This is a genomic window from Glycomyces tarimensis, from assembly GCF_054776215.1.
Genome location: NZ_BAAHCB010000002.1, coordinates 181,076 through 202,079, shown reverse-complemented (window position 1 = coordinate 202,079; position 21,004 = coordinate 181,076). Strand labels below are relative to the sequence as shown.

Genomic DNA, 21,004 nt, shown 5'->3' with positions numbered 1-21,004 from the left:
GACCGCTCAGGCGGCCTTCGACTCGGTCTTCGCGGCAGGCTTGGCCTCGCTCTTGCTCGACTCCGAGCTCTTCGACTCCGACTGCTCGGTCGTCTTCGCGCCGTTCTGGGAGCCGTTGGAGCTCAGCGAGCTCGAACCGGTGGACCGGGAGTCGGTGCGGTAGAACCCGCTGCCCTTGAAGGTGACGCCGACGTTGCCGAAGACCTTGCGCAGCGTGCCCTTCGCCTCGCAGGCGGGGCAGTCGGACAGGCGGGCTTCGGTGAACGACTGGTGTTGGTCGAACTCGTAACCGCACTCCTTGCAGCGGTATTCGTAGACAGGCACGTCACTCCTCCAACGGTCGATGGCCAGGTCGACGCCCGGCCCGCATCGAGATTAGCACTCAGCGGCCAAGAGTGCTAAACCGTTCCCGCCGGCGCGTGAGCGGGCTATCCGACCGCGAGGAAGCCCCCGCCGGGGGTGATCACTCCGGTCACCGGGCGGTCGTGCGGCTCGGCCGGGACCTCGACGCCCGACTCGCCGTCGCGCAGCAGCGCCACCACCGGCACGCCCGGTCGCAGCCGCGCCAGCGCCCGGTCGTAGGAGCCGCCGCCGCGGCCCAGCCGGACCCCGTCCGGTGAGACCGCGAGGGCGGGGAGGAGCACCGCCTCGGCCCCGCGGATGGCCTCGGTCCCGCAGGTGGCCGCGACGCCCTCGGTGCCCCTCGGGCCGGTCAGCGCCATGCCGCTCCACGGCTGAGCGGGCGCCTCGGGCCGGCGTACCTCCGCTCCGAGGATCGTCCAGTCGAGGTCGTTGTCCGCCAACGTCACCGGCAGCATGACCTCGTATTGCTCCGCCAGGCGCTCAGGCAGCTCGGGCCGCAGTGTCGCGCACGGCTCGGCGCCGAAGGGCCGGTACGCGGCCACGGTCGCGCCCTTCGCGACGACCTCGCCGAGCAAGTCCCGCAACGCGTTCCACGTTGCCTGGTCGGCGGTCTCACGATCCTTGGGCGACATGGCCTTTCGTGCGCCCAAGAGCCGCGTTCGAACGGTATCCTTCACTGTAGTCACGATATCCCTCACTGTGATCGCTGTTCACCAGCATAGATTCCCCTGAACGTCGGCTCAGGGTCGTCTTTTCGGGCAGACCTCACTCGGCGGCCATGCCATGTCGTGTCCAGTCGGTAGCTCTAGGTAGTCTTCTAGGGAGTGAACTTGAGGGGGCTTCGGTGTCGCTGCGCTCACGGCTCACCACGGCGTTCCTCGTCGTCGTGCTCGGGCCGGTCCTGGTGGGGGCCGTGTTCGTTGCTGCCATCATGTCCCATCTCGCGGACTCCCGCGGCTCGGCGCTGGCGGACTCGGCGGTCGTCATGGTCGATTCCACCCTCGGCACGATCTGCGAACGAATCCAGGCCTCCGCGGCCGCGGTGGCCCTCAATCACCGTAGCGGCGGCACCGAGAACGGCGTCGAGATGGCCCGCCTCGTCGTCGACCGGGCCGTCGTCGACGGCGTCGTCTTCGCCGGTATCGACCAGGCCGGCGACACGCCCGGCACCGGGGTGGGGGCCCAGGCTCCCGCAGGCGCCTGGATCGACTGCGGCGGCGATGTCGTCCACGGCGCCGGCGAGCCGATCGTCGCCCTCGGCGCCCAGGCCCTCGTCGAGAACACCGACGGCACCACGTCCGTGTTCACCGCCTTCCGCGTGATCGACCGGGACTTCCTCGCCTCGCTCGCCAGCGCCGCCGACGCCGACCTGATCCTTCAGGACGGGCGCGGTCGGCTGCTGTCCGCCGGCGGCGTCGACGCGGGTCAGTGGGTCTTCACCGACGCGTTCCTGCCGCTGCGCATCGGCACCGCCTCCACGGACATCACCCCCATGTACTGGACGCTCGCCGCGATGGTGGCCGCTTCGGCGGTGTGCGCGATGGGCCTGGCCGCGTGGCTCTCGCGTTCGACGACGCGGCCCCTCGCCGAGCTGTCGGCCGCGGCCGAGCGCGTCAGCGACGGCGACCTGGACGCGCGCGTGCCCGTCCACGGCCGCGACGAGGTCGCGCAGCTCGCGCTCACGTTCAACCGCATGACCGCTCAGACGCAGGCGTACGTGCAGGCGTTGACCGCCTCTCGCGACCAGATGCGCGGCCAGCTCGGGCGCATCGGACAGACGCTCACGGCCACGCTCGACCTCGACCGGATCCTGGAGGTCATCCTCGACACCGCGATGGTCGCCACGAACGCCGAGGCCGGTCTCATCGTGCTGGTCGACGTCGACGAGCCCGACCGGCTCAGGCAACGCGCCGGGGAGGGCGAGCTCGGTCTGGACGAGGCGGCGACGGTCCTCGTCGGCGAGGGCATCATCGGGGCGATCGCCGCCACCGGCATGCCCGCGCACGGGCGCGTCTACGACGGCAAGTTCGGCAGCTGGCGGCGCACCGAGACCGAGCCGGACGCGCAGACGATCATCGCCGTGCCGTTCAGCGGGCGTCCGTCCGTGGAGCCTGAGCTCAGCGGCGTGCGTCGGCCCGCCGAGCCCGAGCTCAGCGGCGGTCGCCGACTGCTCGACCCGGAGCACCCGGGCGCGAGGCGCGCCTGGAGCGACGAGGAACCCGTGCCCGGCGAGCAGGCCATCCTCGGCGTCCTGGTGCTCTACGACCGGATCGCCGGGCAGGACTTCGAGGAGGGCGACGTCGAGACGCTGAAGACCTTCGCCGGGCAGGCCGCCGTCGCCGTCGAGAACGTCCTGCTGCACCGCCAGGCCCAGCGCCTGAGCCTGACCGATCCGCTCACCGGCCTGTGGAACTACCGCTTCATGCAGACCTCGCTGCGCCGCGAGGCCGAGCGCGTCCGCCGCTACCGGCGGCACTCGGCGCTGCTGGCGATCGACCTCGACTTGTTCAAGGCCGTCAACGACAGCTACGGGCACCCCGTCGGCGACCAGGTGCTCGTCGAGCTGTCGCGGCGCATCACCGGGCAGATCCGCGAGGTCGACCTGGCGTTCCGCCACGGCGGCGAGGAGTTCATGGTGCTGCTGCCCGAGACCGACGCCGACGGGGCCGCGGTCGTGGCCGAACGCCTCGGCAAGGCCGTCAGCGGACGCCCGTTCAAGGTCAACGACGCCGACGGCGGACTGGAGCTGCACGTCACCGTCTCGGTGGGCATCGCGGTCCTCGGCGAGCACGCCGAGACCGCCGCCGAGGCGATGGCCGCGGCGGACGAAGCGCTGTACGCCGCCAAGGCGGCGGGTCGGGACACCTGGCGGATCGCCGTCGCGTAGCCATGCCTGGTAGCCGGGTGGCGAACATCTGACTGTACGTGGTCACGATACGCTCGCCCTATGTCTGAAACCACGCGTCGCGCCACCAAGGCCGTCATTCCCGCTGCAGGCAACGCCACTCGATTCCTCCCCGTCACCAAGGCCGTTCCGAAGGAACTCCTGCCGATCGTCGACAAGCCGGTCCTCGAGTACATCGTGGAAGAGGCCGCCTCCGCCGGAGCCGAGGACGTCGTCCTGGTCACCGCCCGCGGCAAGGACTCGATCGTCGACTACTTCGACGTCCGGCCCGACCTCGAAGAGGCGCTGACCGCCAAGGGCAAGCACGACCTCATCGAGGCCATCCGCGCCCCCGAGCGCATCGCCGAGATCACCGCGATCCGCCAGGGCCGCGCACTCGGCCTCGGCCACGCCGTCGGGCGCGCCTCCGCGCACGTCGGCGACGAGCCCTTCGCGGTCCTCCTCGGCGACGAGTTCTGCGACCTCGACGACCAGCTCCTGCCGCGCATGATGGACCTCCAGGCGGAGACCGGCGGCATCGTCCTGGCCCTCATGGAGGTCCCCGAGGAGGACGTCTCCCGCTGGGGCATCGCCTCGGTCGCGCCGACCGGCGACGCCGACGTCGTGGAGGTCACCGGCCTGGTCGAGAAGCCGTCTGTGGAGGACGCACCGTCGAACCTCAGCCTCATCGGGCGCTACGTCCTGCCGGGCGCCATCTTCGGTGTCATCGACCAGACCGAGCCCGGCAGCGGCGGCGAGATCCAACTCACCGACGCCATGGACACCATGCGCGCCAACGGGACCCCCGTCCACGGCGTGATCTTCCGCGGTCGGCGTTTCGACACCGGCCAGCCCGTGCCCTACCTCCAGACGCTGGTGGAACTCGCCAGCCAGCGCGACGACTTGCCAGGCTTCAACGCCTGGCTCCGCGAATTCAGTGCGACACTGGACTAGCGACTGCGCAGTTCAGCAGCGTGCGATACCGGTGGGGACTCGACAAACGGGGGGTTGAGGAGTGAAGGGGAGCGGCGAAGCTACGCCACTAGCGGATTTCCTGTCAAAGGCGCTGGCCTTGGTCCGCCCCCTGCCGCCCACCGACATCGACATGACCCGCTCCACCGGGTCGGTCCTCGCCGAGGACGTCACCACGCCCGGGCCGCTGCCGGCGTTCGACTACGCCGCGATCGACGGTTACGCCGCCGCCGCCGAGGACCTCGCCGGGGCCAGTCCCGAACGCGGGGTCGGCCTCAAGGTCCTCGGCGACCTGGCGGCCTCGTCGTGGCGCCCCGTCCGCCTCGTCAAGGGCACCTGCTTCTCGGTGGCCGCCGGGGCGCCGCTCCCGGTCGGCGCCGACATCGTGGTGCCCATGGCCTGGACCGACGAGGGCATGGCCACCGTCGAGGTCCGGCAGGTCCCGCGGCGCGGCCACGGCGTGCGCCGCCTGGGTTCGGAGCGGGCCTCCGGGGAGATCCTCGCCCACGAGGGGCGGCGCATCACTCCCCAGCTCATCGGCCTGCTCGCGGCCGCCGGCGTCGCCGACGTCGTCGTCCGGCCCACCCCGAGGGTCGTCGTCATCGCCACCGGCGACGAACTGGTCGACACCGGCCGGCCGTCCCAGCCGGGCCAGCTCATCGACGTCAACTCCCACCTGGTCACCGCCGCCGCCTCCGAGGCCGGCGCCCACGCCTACCGCGTCGGCATCTGCGACGACGAGCCCGACGCGCTGCGCACCGTCCTCGACGACCAGATCCTCCGCGCCGACCTCGTCATCACCACCGGCGGCACCGGCACCGGCCCCGGCGACATGGTGCGCCGCACCCTCTCCCGCGACGGCGCGGTCTCCTTCGATCCGGTCGCCGTCTACCTGTGCGAGACCATGGGTTTCGGCACGATCGGGCCCGAGGAGGTCCCCATCGTGTGCCTGCCCGGCGACCCCGTCTCGGCGATGATCGCGTTCGAGACGATCGCCCGCCCCCTCATCCAGCGGCTCGCCGGCGCGGAGCCCGTGTTCCGGCCCAGCGTGCGGGCCAACCTCACCGAGCCCGTATCCTCACCGAACGGATTGCGAGAGTTCCGTCCGGTCCGCGTGGCCGAGCGGCGCGGCGGCGGCTACACGGTGGCCCCGTTGGGCTCGACCTCCTACACGCTTTCCGGACTCGCCGAATCGACGGGGTTGATGACGATCGGCGAGAACGCCACCCGGGTGCCCGCCGGGTCCACCGTAGACGTGCTGCTGCTCGACCGAAACCGATGACATCTTGCCTACACGCACAGCTTTTGGATCGAATTAGATGACCCTTTCCAACCCCGGCTGGCCGGTGACGCTCAGCCACGGCGACGTGAGCGTGAGACCGTTCCGCCGCAGCGACGCGGGACGCTGGTCGGACCTGCGCCGCTCGAACGAGGCCTGGCTCGCCCCTTGGGAGCCCGGCACCGGCACCACCTGGTACGAGGCCCACTCTCCGGCCGCGTTCCGCTCGATGCTGCGCGGGCTCAAGCGCTCGGTCAAGGACGGCACGAGCTGGCCGCTCGCCGTGTGCTGGAAGGGCGACCTCGTCGGCGGCCTGACCGTCGGCAACATCGTGCGCCGCGCCTTCGGCTCGGCGTACGCCGGCTACTGGATCGACCGCGGACACGCCGGCAAGGGCATCACGGCCACCGCCCTGGCCATCGTCATCGACCATGCCCTGACGGTGGGGCGGCTGCACCGCATCGAGGTGAACATCCGGCCCGAGAACGGCCCGTCGAACCGGATCGCCGAGAAGCTCGGGCTGCGCCGGGAGGGCCTGCACAAGCGGTACCTCTACATCGACGGCGGCTGGCGCGACCACTACGGCTACGCCGTCACCGCCGAGGAGATCGCCACCGAGCGCATGATCGACCGCATGGAGCGTCTGCGCCGCGCCGGGTCGAACCACTAGCTCACAGTGCGGAGCGGTCGGTCAGGATGATCGGCTCGCCTTCGGTGACCGCGATGGTGTGCTCCATGTGCGCGCCGCGCGAGCCGTCGGCGCTGCGCAGCGTCCACCCGTCGGCGTCGTAGCGGATCTTGTCGGTGGAGTGGAGGAACCACGGCTCGATGGCGATGACCAGGCCGGGCCTCAGCCGCATGCCGCGCCCGGGCCGTCCGTCGTTGGCGATGTGCGGATCGCCGTGCATTTCGCGTCCGACGCCGTGCCCGCCGAAGTCGGTGTTGATGAGCAGCCCCTCTGACCGAGCCACTGCCGCGATGGCCGCCGAGATGTCGCCGATCTTGTGGTCCGGCGTGGCGGCGGCGATCCCGGCCTCCAGGGCCCGAGTGGCGGTGTCGATGAGCTTCAGGTCCTCTTCGCGCGGCGTGCCGACCACGACGCTCAGCGCCGAGTCGGCGACCCAGCCGTCGACGTTGACGGCGAAGTCGAGGCTGAGCAGGTCGCCGTCGCGCAGCTTGTAGTCGTGCGGGAGGCCGTGCAGGACCGCGTCGTTGACCGAGGTGCACAGCACCTTCCCGAAGGGACGGGCGCCGAAGGACGGGTGGTAGTCGATGTAGCAGGAGACCGCGCCGGCCTCCTTGATGCGCCGGGCGGCCAGCTCGTCGAGCTCGAGGAGGTTGACGCCGACGTCGGCGACCGCGGCGAGCTCGGTGAGGGTCCGCGCGACGAAGCGGCCGGCGGGCCGCATCCGCTCGATCTCCGCGGGCGAGTACAGCTCGATCATGAAGGGCCCTTCAACAGTGGGAGGTATTTGTATACCGGTACTATAATACCGGTATGATTCGACCGCCGCTGACACCCGACGATCACGAGCGCGGGCGCGCGCTCGGTCGGGCGCTGCGCGCGGCACGAGGTTCGCGGAGCCCCGCCGCCGTCGCCGCCGAGGCCGGCATCTCCCCGGAAACACTGCGCAAGATCGAGACCGGGCGCATCGCCACGCCCACGTTCTTCACCATCATGTCGCTGTGCCGCGCCCTCGGCATCTCGGCCGACGATCTGGTCGGCCCCGACACCATAAACGTCCGATGATCCGCCCACGACGCAGGTCACGAGCGGCGCCGATCGCTCCGGCTCCAGGCGGGGCACGGGTTAGGCTCTGGCCGTGGATGCCGCGACCCAACTCCCGACAGTAGGCATGATCGGCGCGGGGCAGCTCGCCCGCATGACCCACCAGGCGGCGATCGCCCTGGGCCAGAGCCTGCGCGTGCTCGCCGCCGACCCCGCCGAGAGCGCCGCGGCCGTCGCCGCCGACGTCCGCCTCGGCGACTTCCGCGACGTCGAGGACCTGCGCGCCTTCGCGGACGGCGCCACCGTCGTCACCTTCGACCACGAGCACGTCCCCCAAGAGGCGCTGCGCACCCTCGTCGAAGACGGCGTCGACGTCCAGCCCAGGCCCGAGGCCCTCCTGTTCGCCCAGGACAAGCAGGCCATGCGCGAGCGCGTCGGCAAGCTCGGCCTCCCGCAGCCCCGGTGGCGCGCGGTCGGCTCGATCTCCGACGTCGAGTCCTTCGGCCTGCCGTGCGTGCTCAAGGCCGCGACCGGCGGCTACGACGGCAAGGGCGTGTGGATGGTCGACAGGCCCGGCGACGCCCAGGACGTCCTCGCCTCGGGCATCCGGCTCATCGCCGAAGAGCGCATGGCGCTCCAGCGCGAACTGGCGGTCCAGATCGCGCGATCCCCGCGCGGCGAGACGGCCGTGTACCCGATCGTGGAGACCGTCCAGCGCGGCGGCATCTGCACCGAGGTCGTCGCCCCGGCCCCGAACCTCGACCCGGCGACGGCCGCCGCGGCCGCCGACATCGCCCGCACGATCGCCGAGGAGCTCGACGTGTGCGGGATGCTCGCCGTGGAGCTGTTCCAGACCTCCGCCGGCCTGTTCGTCAACGAGCTGGCGATGCGGGCCCACAACTCCGGCCACTGGACCATCGAGGGCGCCGAGACCTCGCAGTTCGAGCAGCACCTGCGGGCCGTGCTCGACTACCCGCTCGGCTCCACCGCGCTCACCGCGCCGGTGACGGTGATGGCCAACGTCCTCGGCGGCGAGGCGGGCGGCCCGCGCCTGGACGAGCGGCTCCAGCACCTCCTCGCCGAGGACCCCGGCGCGCACGTCCACCTGTACGGCAAGGCGGTCCGGCCCGGCCGCAAGATCGGACACGTGACCGTGCGCGGCGACGACGTGGACGACCTGCGCTCCCGCGCCATGCGAGCCGCGAAGTGGCTCGAGCGGGGCTGAATCACGGCTCGCAGGCCCCGCCGAGCGGGACCAGTAGGCTGTGGCCATGGCTGAGCAGAAACGCGCCCGCGTCGGCGTGATCATGGGGTCGGACTCCGACTGGCCCACAATGGAGGCCGCGACCACCGCGCTCGCGGACTTCGCGGTCCCCTTCGAGGTGCGGGTCGTCTCGGCGCACCGGACCCCGCACGGCATGCTCTCCTACGCCGACTCGGCCGCGTCCCGGGGCCTCCAGGTGATCATCGCCGGCGCCGGCGGCGCGGCGCACCTGCCCGGCATGGTCGCCTCCTCGACGCCCCTGCCCGTCATCGGCGTCCCCGTGCCGCTGAGGCACCTCGACGGCATGGACTCGCTGCTGTCGATCGTCCAGATGCCCGCCGGGGTCCCCGTCGCGACCGTCTCGATCGGCGGCGCGCGGAACGCGGGCCTGCTGGCCGTGCGCATCCTGGCGGCCACCGACGAGGCGCTGCGGGAGCGGATGTCGAACTTCCAGGTGGACATGGAACGCATGGTGTCCGAAAAGGACTCGAACCTGCGCTACAAGCTGAGCCACCCCGAGGGCTAGAGCGCCGCGATCAGCGCGGCGGCGATGTAGAGGACCTGCTGGGCGGTGCGCGGCGGCAGCGGCGTGGCCGGCCTGCCCCGCATGGGAACGCCGTTCCTCGCGGCGTGGACGTTCGCGGGGAACATCGCGACGAGCAGCAGCGCGAGGCCGATTCCGGCGGCGGTCGACGTGGCCGGGACGAGCACGCCGACCGCGCCCGCCAGCTCGAGGACGCCGGTGACGGTGACGAGCATCGCCGGCGCCGGCAGCCGCGGCGGGACCATGGCGATCATCCACGAGCGGAAGCTCGGCACGAAGTGGACGATGCCCGTGAGCAGGAACATCGCCGCCACGCCGAGGCCGACCGAGTTCGGCCACGAGTCGAAGTGCCCGACGCCGAGGAAACCCGCGAGGCGGGCGGCGGTGGTCCCCGCGATGAGCGCGATGAGCGGTGCCATGAACGGCCTCCTTTGATCTTGACAGTGACAAGCGAAGGCTAGCTCCCAATCTTGACACCGTCAAGACGGATTGCGGCGGCCTGTACCGCGGCCTTAATCCGCTTGGCGCCGAGGCGAGCCGTCGATAGCCTCGGGACATGTCAGCAGAGGAACTGCACCCCACCGGCGGGTACGAGCACGTGACCATCGCCGAGCCGGGAAGGATCGCCTACCTGGCCGGGCAGTGCCCGGTCGACGGGGATCAGCGAGTGGTGGGCGTGGGCGACCTCGACCGCCAGATCGACCAGGTGGCCGCGAACGCCGTGGCCGCGCTGGCGTCGGTCGGGGCAGGGCCCCGGGACGTGGTCCGCTCGGTGGTCTACGTGGTGAGCGACGACAGCAAGACGGTAGGGGACGCCTGGCACCGCCTCGCCGAGGCGACGGACCTGGGGCCGGCCTTCAAGTCCGCGAGCACCGTGGTCGGCGTGGCCGCCCTCGGCTACCGGGACCAGCTGGTGGAAGTGGACCTCACCGCCCGCCTGAAGTAGACGTGTCGGCAACGCGACACTGGGCGTTTCCGGATGAGCGTTCTCAGCGGGAGGTGCGGACCGATCCGGAACGGGAGCCACGCAGCGGCGAAAGAGGCAGTCTGGCATGAACGGCTCGACCGCTGCCGCGACACACGGACCCGACTCGAGCAATCGAATCGTGGGCGCGCCGAGGAACCGGGGGCGGAACGCTCTCAGGCCTCGTCGCAGAGGATCGCCACGTGGCGCTCGCCCAGGCGGGTCGCCACGAGCGTCGCTTCCTCCGGGCCTTGCAGCTTCAGCCGCTTTCTCAGATCCGCCGGGACAATGCCCGTTCCCCGCTGCTTGATCGTCAGCCGGCCGATCTTTCGCTCCGCCAGCAGCGTCTTGAGCTTCTTCGGATGCAGCGGCCAGACCTCACGGACCCGCCACGCCCTCGCGAACGGCGTCGGGTGCAGGTCATCGCCGTACAGGTACGCGATGTCCTCGTGCCCGGTGTGCGCGCCCAGCTCGTCGGCCAGCTCGGCCACCAGGCCGGCCCGCATCACGGCCCCGTCCGGCTCGTACAGGTACTGGGCCACCTCGCCCGTCTCCGCCCGGTCCGTGCCCGAGCCGGTCATCTCGTGCCACACGCCCTCCTTGCGCACGCTGGCCCTCCGCCGCGCCTCCGCGGCCTGTCCCAGCCACAGGCACGCCTCCACCACGTCCCGGTCCACCGAGACCCATTCGGCCTCGGCGCCCTCCCGGTCCACCCACTCGTGCTTGATGCCCGGCCCCAGCTTCACCGCCGCGAACCGGGCCCCCTCCAGGCGCCCCAGCAGCGCGTCCAGCGGCGGCGAGTACGCCGCCGGGTTGAACGACCGCGTCGAGCCGCCCCGCCTCGCCGACTGAGCCGCACTGACCCGCCTGGCCGGGTCTGCGAACACCGCATCACCGAGGCCGGCCTCCAGTGCGTCGCCCACCCGCACCGCGACGTCCAGACCCAGCGCCGCCGCGTTCGCCCTCGCCACCGCGGCCGTCTCCTCGCTCGCGTCGACAGCCTCCACCTCGAGGCCCGCCTCCGCGAACGCCAGCGCGTCGGTTCCGATCCCGCAGCACAGGTCCGTCACCCGGCCCGCGCCCGCCGCGAACCTGGCCGCCCTCCGCTCGGCCACCGGCCATCGCGTGGCCTGCTCCAGACCCGGCCTGGTGAAGTACATGCGCCCGGCCCGCTCGCCGAACTTGCCCTTCGCCTGCCGCCGCAGATCCGCCAGGGTCAGCGCCGCGGCCGCCAGCTCCGGGCCGGTGCCGGCGTCGCGCAGCCGCAGCGCCGCCCGGTCCCCGTGCTGCTCGAGCGCTTCGGCCGCGCGCCGCTGGAGTGCGGGGTCGGTTTGCAATGCGGCGAGCAGGCTGGTATCCACGAAACCAATGATTCCTCATCCGGGCGGCGCCTCGACATTGACGCCCCCACCTGCGCGAACTTTCCTCTGCCTTAGCACTCGCAGACCGAGATTGCTAAGTGTTAGCATCGGATTGGCACTCCCCACGGGAGAGTGCCAGTAGCCACGGGCCGGTGCCTCGGCACCCGCGACGACGAGACCCGCGCTGTCGTGGCGGTTTACCGCAACTGACACATGAGGAGAAGACCAAGTGAGCAAGGCTGCTATCCGGCCGCTGGGCGACCGCATCGTCGTCCAGGCCAATGAGGCTGAGACCACCACTGCTTCCGGCATCGTCATCCCCGACACCGCCAAGGAGAAGCCCCAGGAGGGCACCGTCCTGGCCGTCGGTCCTGGCACCTTCGATGACAAGGGCAACCGCATCCCCGTCGACGTCAACGTCGGCGACGTGGTCATCTACTCCAAGTACGGCGGTACCGAGGTCAAGTACGCCGGCGAGGAATACCTCGTTCTGTCGTCCCGCGACGTGCTCGCGGTCGTCGAGCAGTAACGACGCCCGGGGCCCCTCCCTCGTGTAGGGGCCCTTTCGTGTACTCCGCTCGACCGAGGAAGGGAATTCCATGTCGAAGATTCTGAACTTCGCCGAGGACGCGCGCGGCGAACTGCTGCGCGGCATCGACGAGCTTGCCGACACCGTGAAGGTCACGCTGGGCCCGAAGGGCCGCAACGTGGTCCTCGAGCGCTCCTTCGGAGCGCCGATCATCACCAACGACGGCGTCACCATCGCCAAGGAGATCGACCTCAAGGACCCGTACGCCAATCTCGGCGCACAGCTGGTCAAGGAGGTCGCCACCAAGACGAACGACGTCGCCGGCGACGGCACCACCACCGCCACCGTCCTGGCCCAGAAGATGAGCCGGGCCGGCATCAAGGCCATCGCCGCCGGGGGCAACCCCGTGGCGATCCGCAAGGGCATCGAGGTGGCCACGCAGGCCGTCTCCGCCGAGCTGCTCAACCAGGCCGTCGACATCTCCGACCACGAGAACATCGCCCAGGTCGCGTCGATCTCGGCGCAGGACCCGGAGATCGGCGAGCTCATCGCGAAGGCGATGGACACCGTCGGCGTCGACGGCGTCATCTCGATCGAGGACGGCTCCGGCCTGGAGACCGTGCTCGAGGTCACCGAGGGCATGCAGTTCGACAAGGGCTTCATCTCGCCGAACTTCATCAACGACCAGGAGTCGCGCCAGACGGTCTTCGAGGACCCGTACATCCTCATCGCCAACAGCAAGATCTCCTCGATCGAGGACCTGCTGCCGGTGCTGGAGAAGGTCATCGAGGCCTCCAAGCCGCTGCTGATCATCGCCGAGGACGTCGACGGCCAGGCCCTGGCCACGCTGACGGTGAACGTGCTGCGCGGCACCCTGAAGGCGTGCGCGGTCAAGGCCCCGGCGTTCGGCGACCGCCGCAAGGCGATCCTGGGCGACATCGCGGCGCTGACCGGCGCCGAGGTGATCTCCTCGGAGATCGGCCTCGACCTGAAGTCGGCCGACCTGTCGCACCTGGGCTCGGCCCGGCGCGTCACGATCGACAAGGACGCCACGACGATCGTGGACGGCGCCGGCTCCCGCGAGGACGTCGACGCCCGGATCTCGCAGATCAAGAAGCAGGCCGAGCAGACCGACTCCTCGTGGGACCGCGAGAAGCTCGAGGAGCGCCTGGCCAAGCTGTCCGGCGGCGTCGCCGTGATCCAGGTCGGCGCGGCCACCGAGGTGGAGGCCAAGGAGCGCAAGCACCGCATCGAGGACGCCGTCTCGGCGACCAAGGCCGCGGTCGAGGAGGGCATCGTCGCCGGCGGCGGCGCGGCTCTCGTCCACGCCGCCTCGGCGCTGGAGAAGATCGACCTCGACGACCCCGAGGCCCGCGTGGGCGTCAAGATCGTCGCCGACTCGCTCGGTGAGCCGCTGCGCCGCATCGCGGTCAACTCCGGCGCCCGCGGCGACGTGATCGTCGAGGCCGTCGAGAACCGCGGTACTCGCGAGGGCTGGAACGCCCTCACCGGCGAGTACGAGGACCTGGTGGCGGCCGGCATCATCGACCCGGTGAAGGTGACGCGCAACGCGCTGCTGAACGCCGGCTCGATCGTGGGCATGCTGCTGACGACCGAGGTGACGATCGTCGACAAGCCCGAGGACGAGGAGGACGAGCACGGCCACGGCCACTCGCACGGCCACGGGCACTCGCACCAGCACGGACCGGGCTTCTAGCTCCATCGCACGTGTCGCAGGGCCGCCGACGCCGTCGGCGGCCCTGTTGCCGTCGCCAACCCGCTAGTGTCAACATCCCGACAGTTCCTCGCGTGACTGTCGGGAACCCGATAGAGTTCAAGTGCCTTCGCGGCCTTTGGGGATCGGAGCCGCGAAGGCACTTTTCGTCCCCTCCTCGGCACGGCCCGCGAGCGGTCAAGCGGCACGGGCCTCATTCGCCGTAGTGGTGAATCCGCAACGCCCGCATACGGTTCAGCGCCGCGGCCACCTCGTGGCGCCGCGGGAGAGCCAGATCGACGTTCCTGACGCGCAGCAGCTCGGCCACGCCGTCGGCCTCGAGCGCCTCGTCGAGCCGGTCCATCACTTCGGAGACCGTGGCCTCCCCGTCGATCCATCCCCGCCGCTTCGCCGCCTCGATCGCCAGTCCGATGCCGGCGGTCATGGACTGGTCGGTGATCTGCTCGACCGCGCGCACGTCCACGTCCGAGTCCCCGAACCGCAGCGAGTCGGTGCCGCCGGCGCGGATCTTCTGTTTGCCGCGGGACTCGGAGGACACCGAGTCCGGACCGATGACGCGCGGGCGCGGCATCGCGAACGCGTCGGCCTCGGCCACGCGACCGGTCGGCTTGCCCGCCAATGCCTTCGCCCTGGCCGTGACGTCCTCGGGGCGGTAGGCGTCCATCATGACGACCCGGTCGGCGACGTCCATGTAGTCGCCCGAGCCGCCCATGACGAGTACGGTGCTCACCCCGTGGTCGTCGGCCATCGACCGGATGAGGTCCACCAGCGGCGTGAGCGGCTCGCGGTCCTTGGCGACGAGCTCCTGCATGCGCGCGTCGCGGATCATCAGGTTCGTCGCCGCGGTGTCCTCGTCGATGAGCAGCAGCCGCGAGCCCGCTTCGAGCGCCTCGACGATCGAGGCGGCCTGCGAGGTCGAGCCCGAGGCGTTCTCGGTCGTGAAGTGCCGCGTGTCGTCGCCGGAGGGCAGATGGTCGACGAAGGCGTGCACGTCGACGCCGGTCGCGGCCCGGCCGTCCTCGGCGCGGATCTTCACCGCGGACGCGTCGGCGACGACGAGTTCGCGCCCGTCGCCGGGCACGTGGTCCCACACGCCGGCCTCCAAGGCGCGCAGCAGCGTCGACTTGCCGTGGAAGCCGCCGCCGACGATCAAGGTCACGCCCGGGCTGACGCCCATGCCCCGAACCCGGCCGGCGTGCGGCAGGTCGAAGTGGACGGCCAGCGACTCCGGCGAGGCGAACGGCACGCCGCCGGCCATCGGCCGGTCGTCGACGCCCGAGCGGCGCGGCAGGATCGCGCCGTCGGCGACGAACGCCACCAGGCCGCGCTCGGCGACCTGGCGGCGCAGTGCCTCGGTGTCGTCGGCGCCGCGGACCCACTGCGCGGCTTCGTCTTCGCTCACATCGAGCGCTTCGTCGGCGGCGTCGGGCAGCGTCTCGCACAGCAGCCGGGCCGCGCCCCTGCCGTCGATGCGCCTGCCGCGCCCGGGGAACTGGGCGCCGAGCCGGAAGACGACCGAGCCGTCCGGCCCGACCTCGCACGAGGACCGGCGCAGGATCTCCTGCCCGCCGGCGTCGATCCGCAGATCCCTGGTGCCGCACGCCCCGCGCAGCCGCTTCGCGAGCATCGCCGCGATCGCGCGCCGGCGCGCCTCGGAGGCGAACCACTCCGCCTCCAGGTCGGCCTGCTCGGGATCGAAGGCCAGCGCGACGCGGCTCGGCGGTGCGAACGGGTCGGACTGCACTTTCACGATGTCCAGTACCGCACCGGATGTCCGCCATTTGCCACGCAACGATTTATATCGGCCGTAACTCGCACCCTCCAGGCCCGTTAGTTCGTTAGACAGGTCATGGCGAGGTGGATATGAATCATGATCATCAATCGTGCGGGACTCGGCCCTGCGGTGCCGCTGTCCGCCTCTTCGCTGTGTCATGTGCTCAGTCTCCCACCGGGGGGCGAGGTCGTCGGGGATCCGAGCCCGAACAGTATGCGCCCACACCTCATCCCGGAAACCTCGAAAAGTCACTCGAAAAAATCTGCGCCAAGTCGCGTCATGGCGGTGGGAGAGCTGCGTTCTCCGTCTAAGAGACACGCTCGGCCTTCCGCAGTGAAAGGTAGAACAAAGTGAGAACCGTACTGGTCTGTGTTAAGACTCCTCAAGCGGGGCAGAAGATCTCGGCCTGCGCGACCCGAATGGGCCTGGCCCAGGCGGTCAAGACCGTCGAGGGCTCCACCGAGCTCTTCGTCGAGCTCGGCAGGCGCCAGGTCGACGTCGTGCTCGTCGACGTCGGGCTCGCCGCCCCCGATCCCGTCAAGTTCACCAAGACCGTCCGAGCCCGGTCCCCTCGGACCGGCGTCCTCCTGTCGGGCGCGGCGGACCCCCGCACCGCCGCGATGGTCGTCGCCGCGGGCGCCCGGGGTGTCATCCGCACGCCCTCCAACAACTGCGACGACCTGCTCGTCGCGCTCGCCCAGGCCATCATGTTCGCCTCGCCCGCCCTCGTGCGCACCACCGAGTCCGTGCCGCGCCAGCGCTCGAGGCTCGCGGGCATGAAACTGACCGAGCGCGAACTCCAGGTGCTGCGCGGCATGAGCGAGGGCAAGTCGAACGCCGAGATCGGCAGGGAACTGTTCGTCTCCGAGGACACCGTCAAGACCCACGCGCGGCGCATGTTCAAGAAGCTCGGCGCCCGCGACCGGGCCCACGCCGTCGCCGAGGCGTTCCGCTCAGGCCTGGTCTGCTAGTTCCAGCAGCGCCTCGTCGCCCCCGGGAGCGGCGACGAGCTGGAGAGCCACCGGCAGACCCGCGACGTCGCCCACCGGCAGGGCGACGGCAGGAGCGCGGGAGAGGCCGGCGAGACACGTCAGGCGCATGATGGCCTCGCGATCGGGCTCGGCGCCGAGCTTCGGTGCGGGACCGGGCGCGGCCGGCAGCGCGAGTGCGGCGCCGTCATCCAAGCGTTCGGCCAGCAGGCCGGCGACCCGTTCGCGGTGGCGGGACGCGGCCTCGGCCATCGCGTCGGTCACCGTGGCGGCGAAGGCGAACCGGCGCGCGACGCCCGGACCGAACTCGGGCTCGGCGGCCTCGATCCACGCCCGGTGGATCGCGTTCGCCTCGAGCGGCTGGAGCACTCCGTAGTCGGTCCTCGCCCGCGCGAGTTCCTCGGGGTCGTCGAACAGCGGCTCGCGGTCGACCTTGAGCCCGAAGCGCTCGACGGCGGGCAGCAGCGCCTCGGCGACCGCCGGTTCCACTGTGTCCCAGATGTCTCGGGGAGCGAGCAGGCGCGTGATCGCGGCCGGGTCGTTCGGGGCGTCGAACAGCGCCTCCATCGCCGCGCGCAGCGTCCAGGCGTCCCTGGCGAGCACGCCGGCGGTGTCGAACGACGGCGCCAGCGGCACGACGCCGTCGAGCGGGACGCGGCCGTGGGTGGGGCGCAGGCCGAACAGGCCGCAGTACGAGGCGGGGACCCGGATCGAGCCGCCGGTGTCGGTGCCGAGCCCGATGTCGGCGAGTCCGAGCGCCACCGCGGAGGCCGAGCCCGACGACGAGCCGCCGGGCATCCGGCCGGGTCCCACCGGGTTGTCGGGCGCGCCGTAGTGGGCGTTCGTGCCGTTGATGCTCCAGGCCAGCTCGTCGGTGATGGTCTTGCCGACGACGCTCGCGCCGGCCCGGCGCAGGCGTGCGACGGCCACCGAGTCGTCCTGGGGAACGTCGTGCGTCTCCAGCCAGCGCGGATTGCCCGCGCCGGTCGGCATCCCGGCGACGTCGAACACGTCCTTGACGGCCAGGCGCAGGCCCGACAGCGGTCCGGTCAGCGTGAAGTCGGGTTCCCGGAGGGTCACCCAGCCGACGAACGGGCCGGTCACTGGCCGGTGCCTTCGGCGCCGCCGTGGGTCCTGAGCCAGCAGTCCGAGAACCCGCGGGCGTAGTCCCAGGTGACGTAGTGCGCCGGGTCCGGGTCGTAGGCGGGCTCGTGGACCTGGGCGCTGTTCTCCTGGAGCAGTCCGCGCAGGTTCGACATCAGCAGCCCCCACGTGAAGTAGTGGGATTCGTCGCAGTCGGCGCAGTCGACGACGACGCCGCGGAACCCGAGGGGCTGCAGGACCTTCTCGAACAGCTCGAGTTCGTGCAGATCCTCCAAGAGGTCGGCGCGGTCGGCGTCGTCCAGTTCCGGCTCGAACAGCATGGACGCGTCCGTGTGGTCGGGATCGTCGGCGAACGGGTCGCGAGGCTCCTCATGCACCCCTCCAGCCTATCGCCCGAACGCCTGTTCACCACCCGGTAGCGCCTCTCGGCGGACCGTGATCATTGACCGAACGCTCTAATATGAGCCGCAGGCACATTGACCTATAGCAGGAGGCACCGATGGACGACTTCATCGATGACGCGCAGGACGCGGTCTTCGACGCCGGCATGGACGCCGTCGAGGCGCTGCCCGAGGAGGCCGTCGAGATCTTCGAGGACGTCACCGCGGAGGCGTCCGAGGCGTGGGACACGGTCGCCGAGGAAGCCGGGGACCTCTTCGAGTAGACGGGCGCGGCGGGGCCGGCCCCGCCGCGAATCACACCTTCGGACGCGGTGTGCGACGTCGGGAGACACCGGTAACCCCACTACCATTGGCCCATGGCGTTCTCAGGGGATTTTGGGATTCAAGGAGCCGAGGGATCGACCGGAGTCCGCGTCGGAGGCACCACGGTGCCGATGGGCGCGACCGGCGGCATCCCGCTCGGCTTGACCTACGACGACGTGCTGCTGCTGCCCGGTGAATCGGACGTGGTTCCCGCGGAGGTGGACACGTCCTCGAACATCACGCGCAACATCCGCCTCTCGGTGCCGCTGCTGACCGGTGCGATGGACACCGTCACCGAGGCCCGCATGGCGATCGCCATGGCCCGCCTCGGCGGCCTGGGCATCCTGCACCGCAACATGCCCGCCGAGGAGCAGGCCCAGCAGGTCGACCTCGTCAAGCGGTCCGAGTCCGGCATGGTGGCCGACCCGGTCACCTGTTCGCCCCGTGACACGCTCGAACAGGTCGACAAGCTGTGCGGGCGCTACCGCATCTCCGGCCTGCCCGTCGTCGACGACGAGGGCCTGCTCGTGGGCATCGTCACCAACCGCGACATGCGGTTCGAATCCGACCAGTCCGTCAAGGTCGCCGACGTCATGACGAGCCGCGACCTCGTGACGGCGCAGGAGGGCGTCTCCTCCGACGAGGCGCTCGAGCTGCTCAAGCGGAACAAGATCGAGAAGCTCCCGATCGTCGACGAGACCGGGCACCTGCGGGGCCTGATCACCGTCAAGGACTTCGCCAAGCGCGAGGAGTTCCCGAACTCGACCAAGGACGACTCCGGGCGGCTGCGCGTCGGCGCGGCGATCGGCGTCGGCGAGGAGCAGTACGCGCGCGCCGGGCAGCTCGTCGAGGCGGGCGTCGACCTGCTGGTCATCGACTCCTCGCACGGGCATTCGCGCGGCGTGATCGACATGATCGCGTCGATCTCCAAGGACTTCGGCGACCGGGTCGACATCGTCGGCGGCAACATCGTCACCGCCGAGGCCGCGGCCGCGCTCATCGACGCCGGCTGCGACGGCGTCAAGGTCGGCGTCGGCCCCGGCGCCATCTGCACCACCCGCGTCGTCGCCGGTGTCGGCGCGCCGCAGGTCTCGGCGATCATGGACACCGTCCGCGTCGCCAAGGAGCGCGGCGTGCCGGTCATCGCCGACGGCGGCATCCAGTACTCCGGCGACATCGCCAAGGCGATCGTCGCCGGCGCCTCGACGGTCATGATGGGCCAGTTGTTCGCCGGCTGCGCCGAGAGCCCCGGCGAGCTGATCTACATGAACGGCAAGCAGTTCAAGTCCTACCGGGGCATGGGCTCGCTCGGCGCGATGCAGACGCGCGGCCAGGCGAAGTCGTACTCGAAGGACCGGTACTTCCAGGACGCGGTCGAGACGAACGACAAGCTCGTGCCCGAGGGCGTCGAGGGCCAGGTGCCCTATCGAGGGACTCTCGCACAGGTGGTCTATCAGCTGGTAGGGGGCCTGCGGATCGCGATGGGCTACACCGGTGCCGGTACGATCGAGGCGATGCATGAGCGCGGGCGTCTGGTGAGGATCACCGCTGCGGGACTCAAGGAGAGCCACCCGCACGACATCCAGATGACTGTGGAAGCGCCCAACTACCACACTCGGTAGTCGGGAACTCGGTAGGAGGAGGACCTGTGCGGGAATTGGTCGAGATCGGCCCCGGCAAGATCGTGGCGCGAGGCTGGCGGCTGTCCGAAGTGGCGCTCGTGCCGAGCCGACGTACCCGAGACATCGACGACGTCTCGACCGAATGGCAGATGGACGCCTACCGGTTCGAGATCCCGGCGGTCGGGCACCCGTCGGACGCGACGATGAGCCCGGCCTCGGTCATCGAGATGGGGCGCCTCGGCGGCCTCGGCGTGCTGAACGCCGAAGGGCTCTGGTGCCGCTACGTCGACCCGACGTCGCTGCTCAAGGAACTCGAGGAGACGCCCGCCGAGACGGCGATCGAGCGGCTCCAGGAGATGTACGCCGAGCCGGTGAAGCCCGAGCTCATCGCCGAGCGGATCACGGAGATCCGCGCCGGCGGCGTCACCACCGCGGTGCGGGTGAGCCCGCAGCACACCCAGGAGCTGGCGCCGCTCGCGGTCGAGGCCGGGGTGGACGTGCTGGTCATCCAGGGCACGATCGTGTCGGCCGAGCACGTCTCCAGCAACGGCGACGTCCTCAACCTCAAGCAGTTCATCGCGGACCTGGACGTGCCGGTCGTGGTCGGCGGGGCGACGAACTACAAGACCGCGATGCACCTGATGCGCACCGGCGCGGCCGGCGTCATCGTGGGCGTCGGCTCCGACGACTGGTCGACCACCGACACCGTCCTGGGCATCGATGTGCCGATGGCCTCGGCGATCGTGGAGGCCGCCGCCGCCAGGCGCGACTACCTCGACGAGACCGGCGGGCGCTATGTCCACCTGATCGCCGACGGGGAGATCACCGACTCCGGCTCGATCGCGAAGGCGATCGCGTGCGGCGCGGACGCGGTCATGCTCGGCTCGATCCTCGCGGACGCGGCCGAGTCGCCGGCGGCGGGCGCGTGGTGGCACTCGGCGGCCTCGCACCCGAAGCTGCCGCGCGGACGCTTCCGCCAGGGCGACGCCGGCGACATCGAGGTGCCCGATCTGGAGGCGATCCTGTACGGGCCGTCGACCTCCTCGGACGGCAGCCAGAACCTCTTCGGGGGCCTGCGCCGCGCCATGGCCAAGACCGGTTACACGGGTGTCAAGGAATTCCAGAAGGCCGGCCTGGTCACCACCTAGCGTCAACGAACGCGAACGCGAACGCGGGTCCCGCCGACC

22 protein-coding genes are annotated in these 21,004 nt (G+C 70.9%); 14 read left to right on the top strand and 8 right to left on the bottom strand.

Translation table 11 applies throughout. The annotated features are described in order from the left end of the window. Window positions 1-6: 6 nt before the first annotated feature. Together ACYVK3_RS03030 and ACYVK3_RS03025 are read right to left on the bottom strand one after the other, a co-directional pair. Window positions 7-324, bottom strand: coding sequence for an FmdB family zinc ribbon protein (locus ACYVK3_RS03030; RefSeq protein ID WP_460495775.1), 318 nt, complete (start codon window positions 322-324; stop codon window positions 7-9). Between the two features lie 104 nt (window positions 325-428). After that, on the bottom strand, window positions 429-1,040 hold the full coding sequence (locus tag ACYVK3_RS03025; protein WP_460495774.1) for a 5-formyltetrahydrofolate cyclo-ligase: 612 nt from the start codon (window positions 1,038-1,040) through the stop codon (window positions 429-431). Between the two features lie 167 nt (window positions 1,041-1,207). Here ACYVK3_RS03025 and ACYVK3_RS03020 point away from each other — a divergent pair, with 167 nt between their 5' ends. The 4 genes from ACYVK3_RS03020 (at window position 1,208) to ACYVK3_RS03005 (ending at window position 6,168) form a co-directional block, all read left to right on the top strand. Then, the gene (locus ACYVK3_RS03020; RefSeq protein WP_460495773.1) at window positions 1,208-3,250 is read left to right on the top strand and encodes a diguanylate cyclase; all 2,043 of its coding nucleotides are present in this window, start codon (window positions 1,208-1,210) and stop codon (window positions 3,248-3,250) included. Between the two features lie 60 nt (window positions 3,251-3,310). Continuing rightward, the gene (locus ACYVK3_RS03015) at window positions 3,311-4,201 is read left to right on the top strand and encodes a UTP--glucose-1-phosphate uridylyltransferase (protein ID WP_460495772.1); all 891 of its coding nucleotides are present in this window, start codon (window positions 3,311-3,313) and stop codon (window positions 4,199-4,201) included. 61 nt (window positions 4,202-4,262) lie between these two features. Beyond that, window positions 4,263-5,501, top strand: coding sequence for a molybdopterin molybdotransferase MoeA (locus tag ACYVK3_RS03010; protein WP_460495771.1), 1,239 nt, complete (start codon window positions 4,263-4,265; stop codon window positions 5,499-5,501). A gap of 37 nt (window positions 5,502-5,538) precedes the next feature. Next, window positions 5,539-6,168, top strand: a complete 630-nt coding sequence (locus tag ACYVK3_RS03005; protein ID WP_460495770.1) for a GNAT family N-acetyltransferase — start codon at window positions 5,539-5,541, stop codon at window positions 6,166-6,168. Between the two features lies 1 nt (window position 6,169). Here the strand turns inward: ACYVK3_RS03005 and map are convergent, their stop codons facing one another. Further along, entirely contained in the window at window positions 6,170-6,943 is a 774-nt protein-coding gene (map, locus tag ACYVK3_RS03000) for a type I methionyl aminopeptidase (protein ID WP_460495769.1), read from the bottom strand. A 53-nt stretch (window positions 6,944-6,996) separates the two neighbouring features. On the opposite strand from map, the gene ACYVK3_RS02995 reads away from it, so the two are divergent. The 3 genes from ACYVK3_RS02995 (at window position 6,997) to purE (ending at window position 9,017) form a co-directional block, all read left to right on the top strand. Continuing rightward, entirely contained in the window at window positions 6,997-7,248 is a 252-nt protein-coding gene (locus tag ACYVK3_RS02995) for a helix-turn-helix domain-containing protein (protein WP_460495768.1), read from the top strand. Window positions 7,249-7,321: 73 nt separating this feature from the next. Further along, on the top strand, window positions 7,322-8,452 hold the full coding sequence (locus ACYVK3_RS02990; protein WP_460495767.1) for a 5-(carboxyamino)imidazole ribonucleotide synthase: 1,131 nt from the start codon (window positions 7,322-7,324) through the stop codon (window positions 8,450-8,452). A 46-nt stretch (window positions 8,453-8,498) separates the two neighbouring features. Then, window positions 8,499-9,017, top strand: a complete 519-nt coding sequence (gene purE / locus ACYVK3_RS02985; RefSeq protein WP_460495766.1) for a 5-(carboxyamino)imidazole ribonucleotide mutase — start codon at window positions 8,499-8,501, stop codon at window positions 9,015-9,017. Here purE and ACYVK3_RS02980 read toward each other — a convergent pair. Continuing rightward, window positions 9,014-9,454, bottom strand: coding sequence for a DoxX family protein (locus ACYVK3_RS02980; RefSeq protein WP_460495765.1), 441 nt, complete (start codon window positions 9,452-9,454; stop codon window positions 9,014-9,016). The genes purE and ACYVK3_RS02980 overlap by 4 nt on opposite strands. Window positions 9,455-9,591: 137 nt before the next feature. Between ACYVK3_RS02980 and ACYVK3_RS02975 the strand changes: the two genes are divergently transcribed. Continuing rightward, a complete protein-coding gene (locus ACYVK3_RS02975) occupies window positions 9,592-9,981 on the top strand; it encodes a Rid family hydrolase (protein ID WP_460495764.1) in 390 nt (129 codons plus the stop codon). 194 nt (window positions 9,982-10,175) lie between these two features. Here ACYVK3_RS02975 and ACYVK3_RS02970 read toward each other — a convergent pair whose 3' ends face one another. Beyond that, a complete protein-coding gene (locus tag ACYVK3_RS02970; RefSeq protein WP_460495763.1) occupies window positions 10,176-11,360 on the bottom strand; it encodes a class I SAM-dependent methyltransferase in 1,185 nt (394 codons plus the stop codon). A gap of 229 nt (window positions 11,361-11,589) precedes the next feature. Between ACYVK3_RS02970 and groES the strand changes: the two genes are divergently transcribed. Beyond that, complete coding sequence (gene groES, locus ACYVK3_RS02965; RefSeq protein WP_026924764.1) at window positions 11,590-11,889, top strand: co-chaperone GroES; 300 nt, start codon at window positions 11,590-11,592, stop codon at window positions 11,887-11,889. Window positions 11,890-11,959: 70 nt separating this feature from the next. Next, window positions 11,960-13,606, top strand: coding sequence for a chaperonin GroEL (groL, locus tag ACYVK3_RS02960; protein WP_460495762.1), 1,647 nt, complete (start codon window positions 11,960-11,962; stop codon window positions 13,604-13,606). 211 nt (window positions 13,607-13,817) lie between these two features. Here groL and ACYVK3_RS02955 read toward each other — a convergent pair whose 3' ends face one another. Further along, entirely contained in the window at window positions 13,818-15,557 is a 1,740-nt protein-coding gene (locus ACYVK3_RS02955; RefSeq protein WP_460495760.1) for a P-loop domain-containing protein, read from the bottom strand. A gap of 191 nt (window positions 15,558-15,748) precedes the next feature. Here ACYVK3_RS02955 and ACYVK3_RS02950 point away from each other — a divergent pair, with 191 nt between their 5' ends. Continuing rightward, a complete protein-coding gene (locus ACYVK3_RS02950; protein WP_460495759.1) occupies window positions 15,749-16,369 on the top strand; it encodes a helix-turn-helix transcriptional regulator in 621 nt (206 codons plus the stop codon). Here the strand turns inward: ACYVK3_RS02950 and ACYVK3_RS02945 are convergent. After that, on the bottom strand, window positions 16,352-17,491 hold the full coding sequence (locus tag ACYVK3_RS02945; protein ID WP_460495758.1) for an amidase: 1,140 nt from the start codon (window positions 17,489-17,491) through the stop codon (window positions 16,352-16,354). The genes ACYVK3_RS02950 and ACYVK3_RS02945 overlap by 18 nt on opposite strands. Continuing rightward, complete coding sequence (locus ACYVK3_RS02940; RefSeq protein WP_460495757.1) at window positions 17,488-17,868, bottom strand: DUF5319 family protein; 381 nt, start codon at window positions 17,866-17,868, stop codon at window positions 17,488-17,490. Before ACYVK3_RS02940 ends, ACYVK3_RS02945 begins: the two co-directional genes overlap by 4 nt. A gap of 122 nt (window positions 17,869-17,990) precedes the next feature. On the opposite strand from ACYVK3_RS02940, the gene ACYVK3_RS02935 reads away from it, so the two are divergent. The 3 genes from ACYVK3_RS02935 (at window position 17,991) to ACYVK3_RS02925 (ending at window position 20,965) form a co-directional block, all read left to right on the top strand. Continuing rightward, window positions 17,991-18,155, top strand: a complete 165-nt coding sequence (locus tag ACYVK3_RS02935) for a hypothetical protein (RefSeq protein ID WP_460495756.1) — start codon at window positions 17,991-17,993, stop codon at window positions 18,153-18,155. Window positions 18,156-18,326: 171 nt separating this feature from the next. Next, entirely contained in the window at window positions 18,327-19,817 is a 1,491-nt protein-coding gene (gene guaB / locus ACYVK3_RS02930) for an IMP dehydrogenase (protein ID WP_460495925.1), read from the top strand. 26 nt (window positions 19,818-19,843) lie between these two features. Next, a complete protein-coding gene (locus tag ACYVK3_RS02925; protein ID WP_460495755.1) occupies window positions 19,844-20,965 on the top strand; it encodes a GuaB3 family IMP dehydrogenase-related protein in 1,122 nt (373 codons plus the stop codon). Window positions 20,966-21,004: the final 39 nt, after the last annotated feature.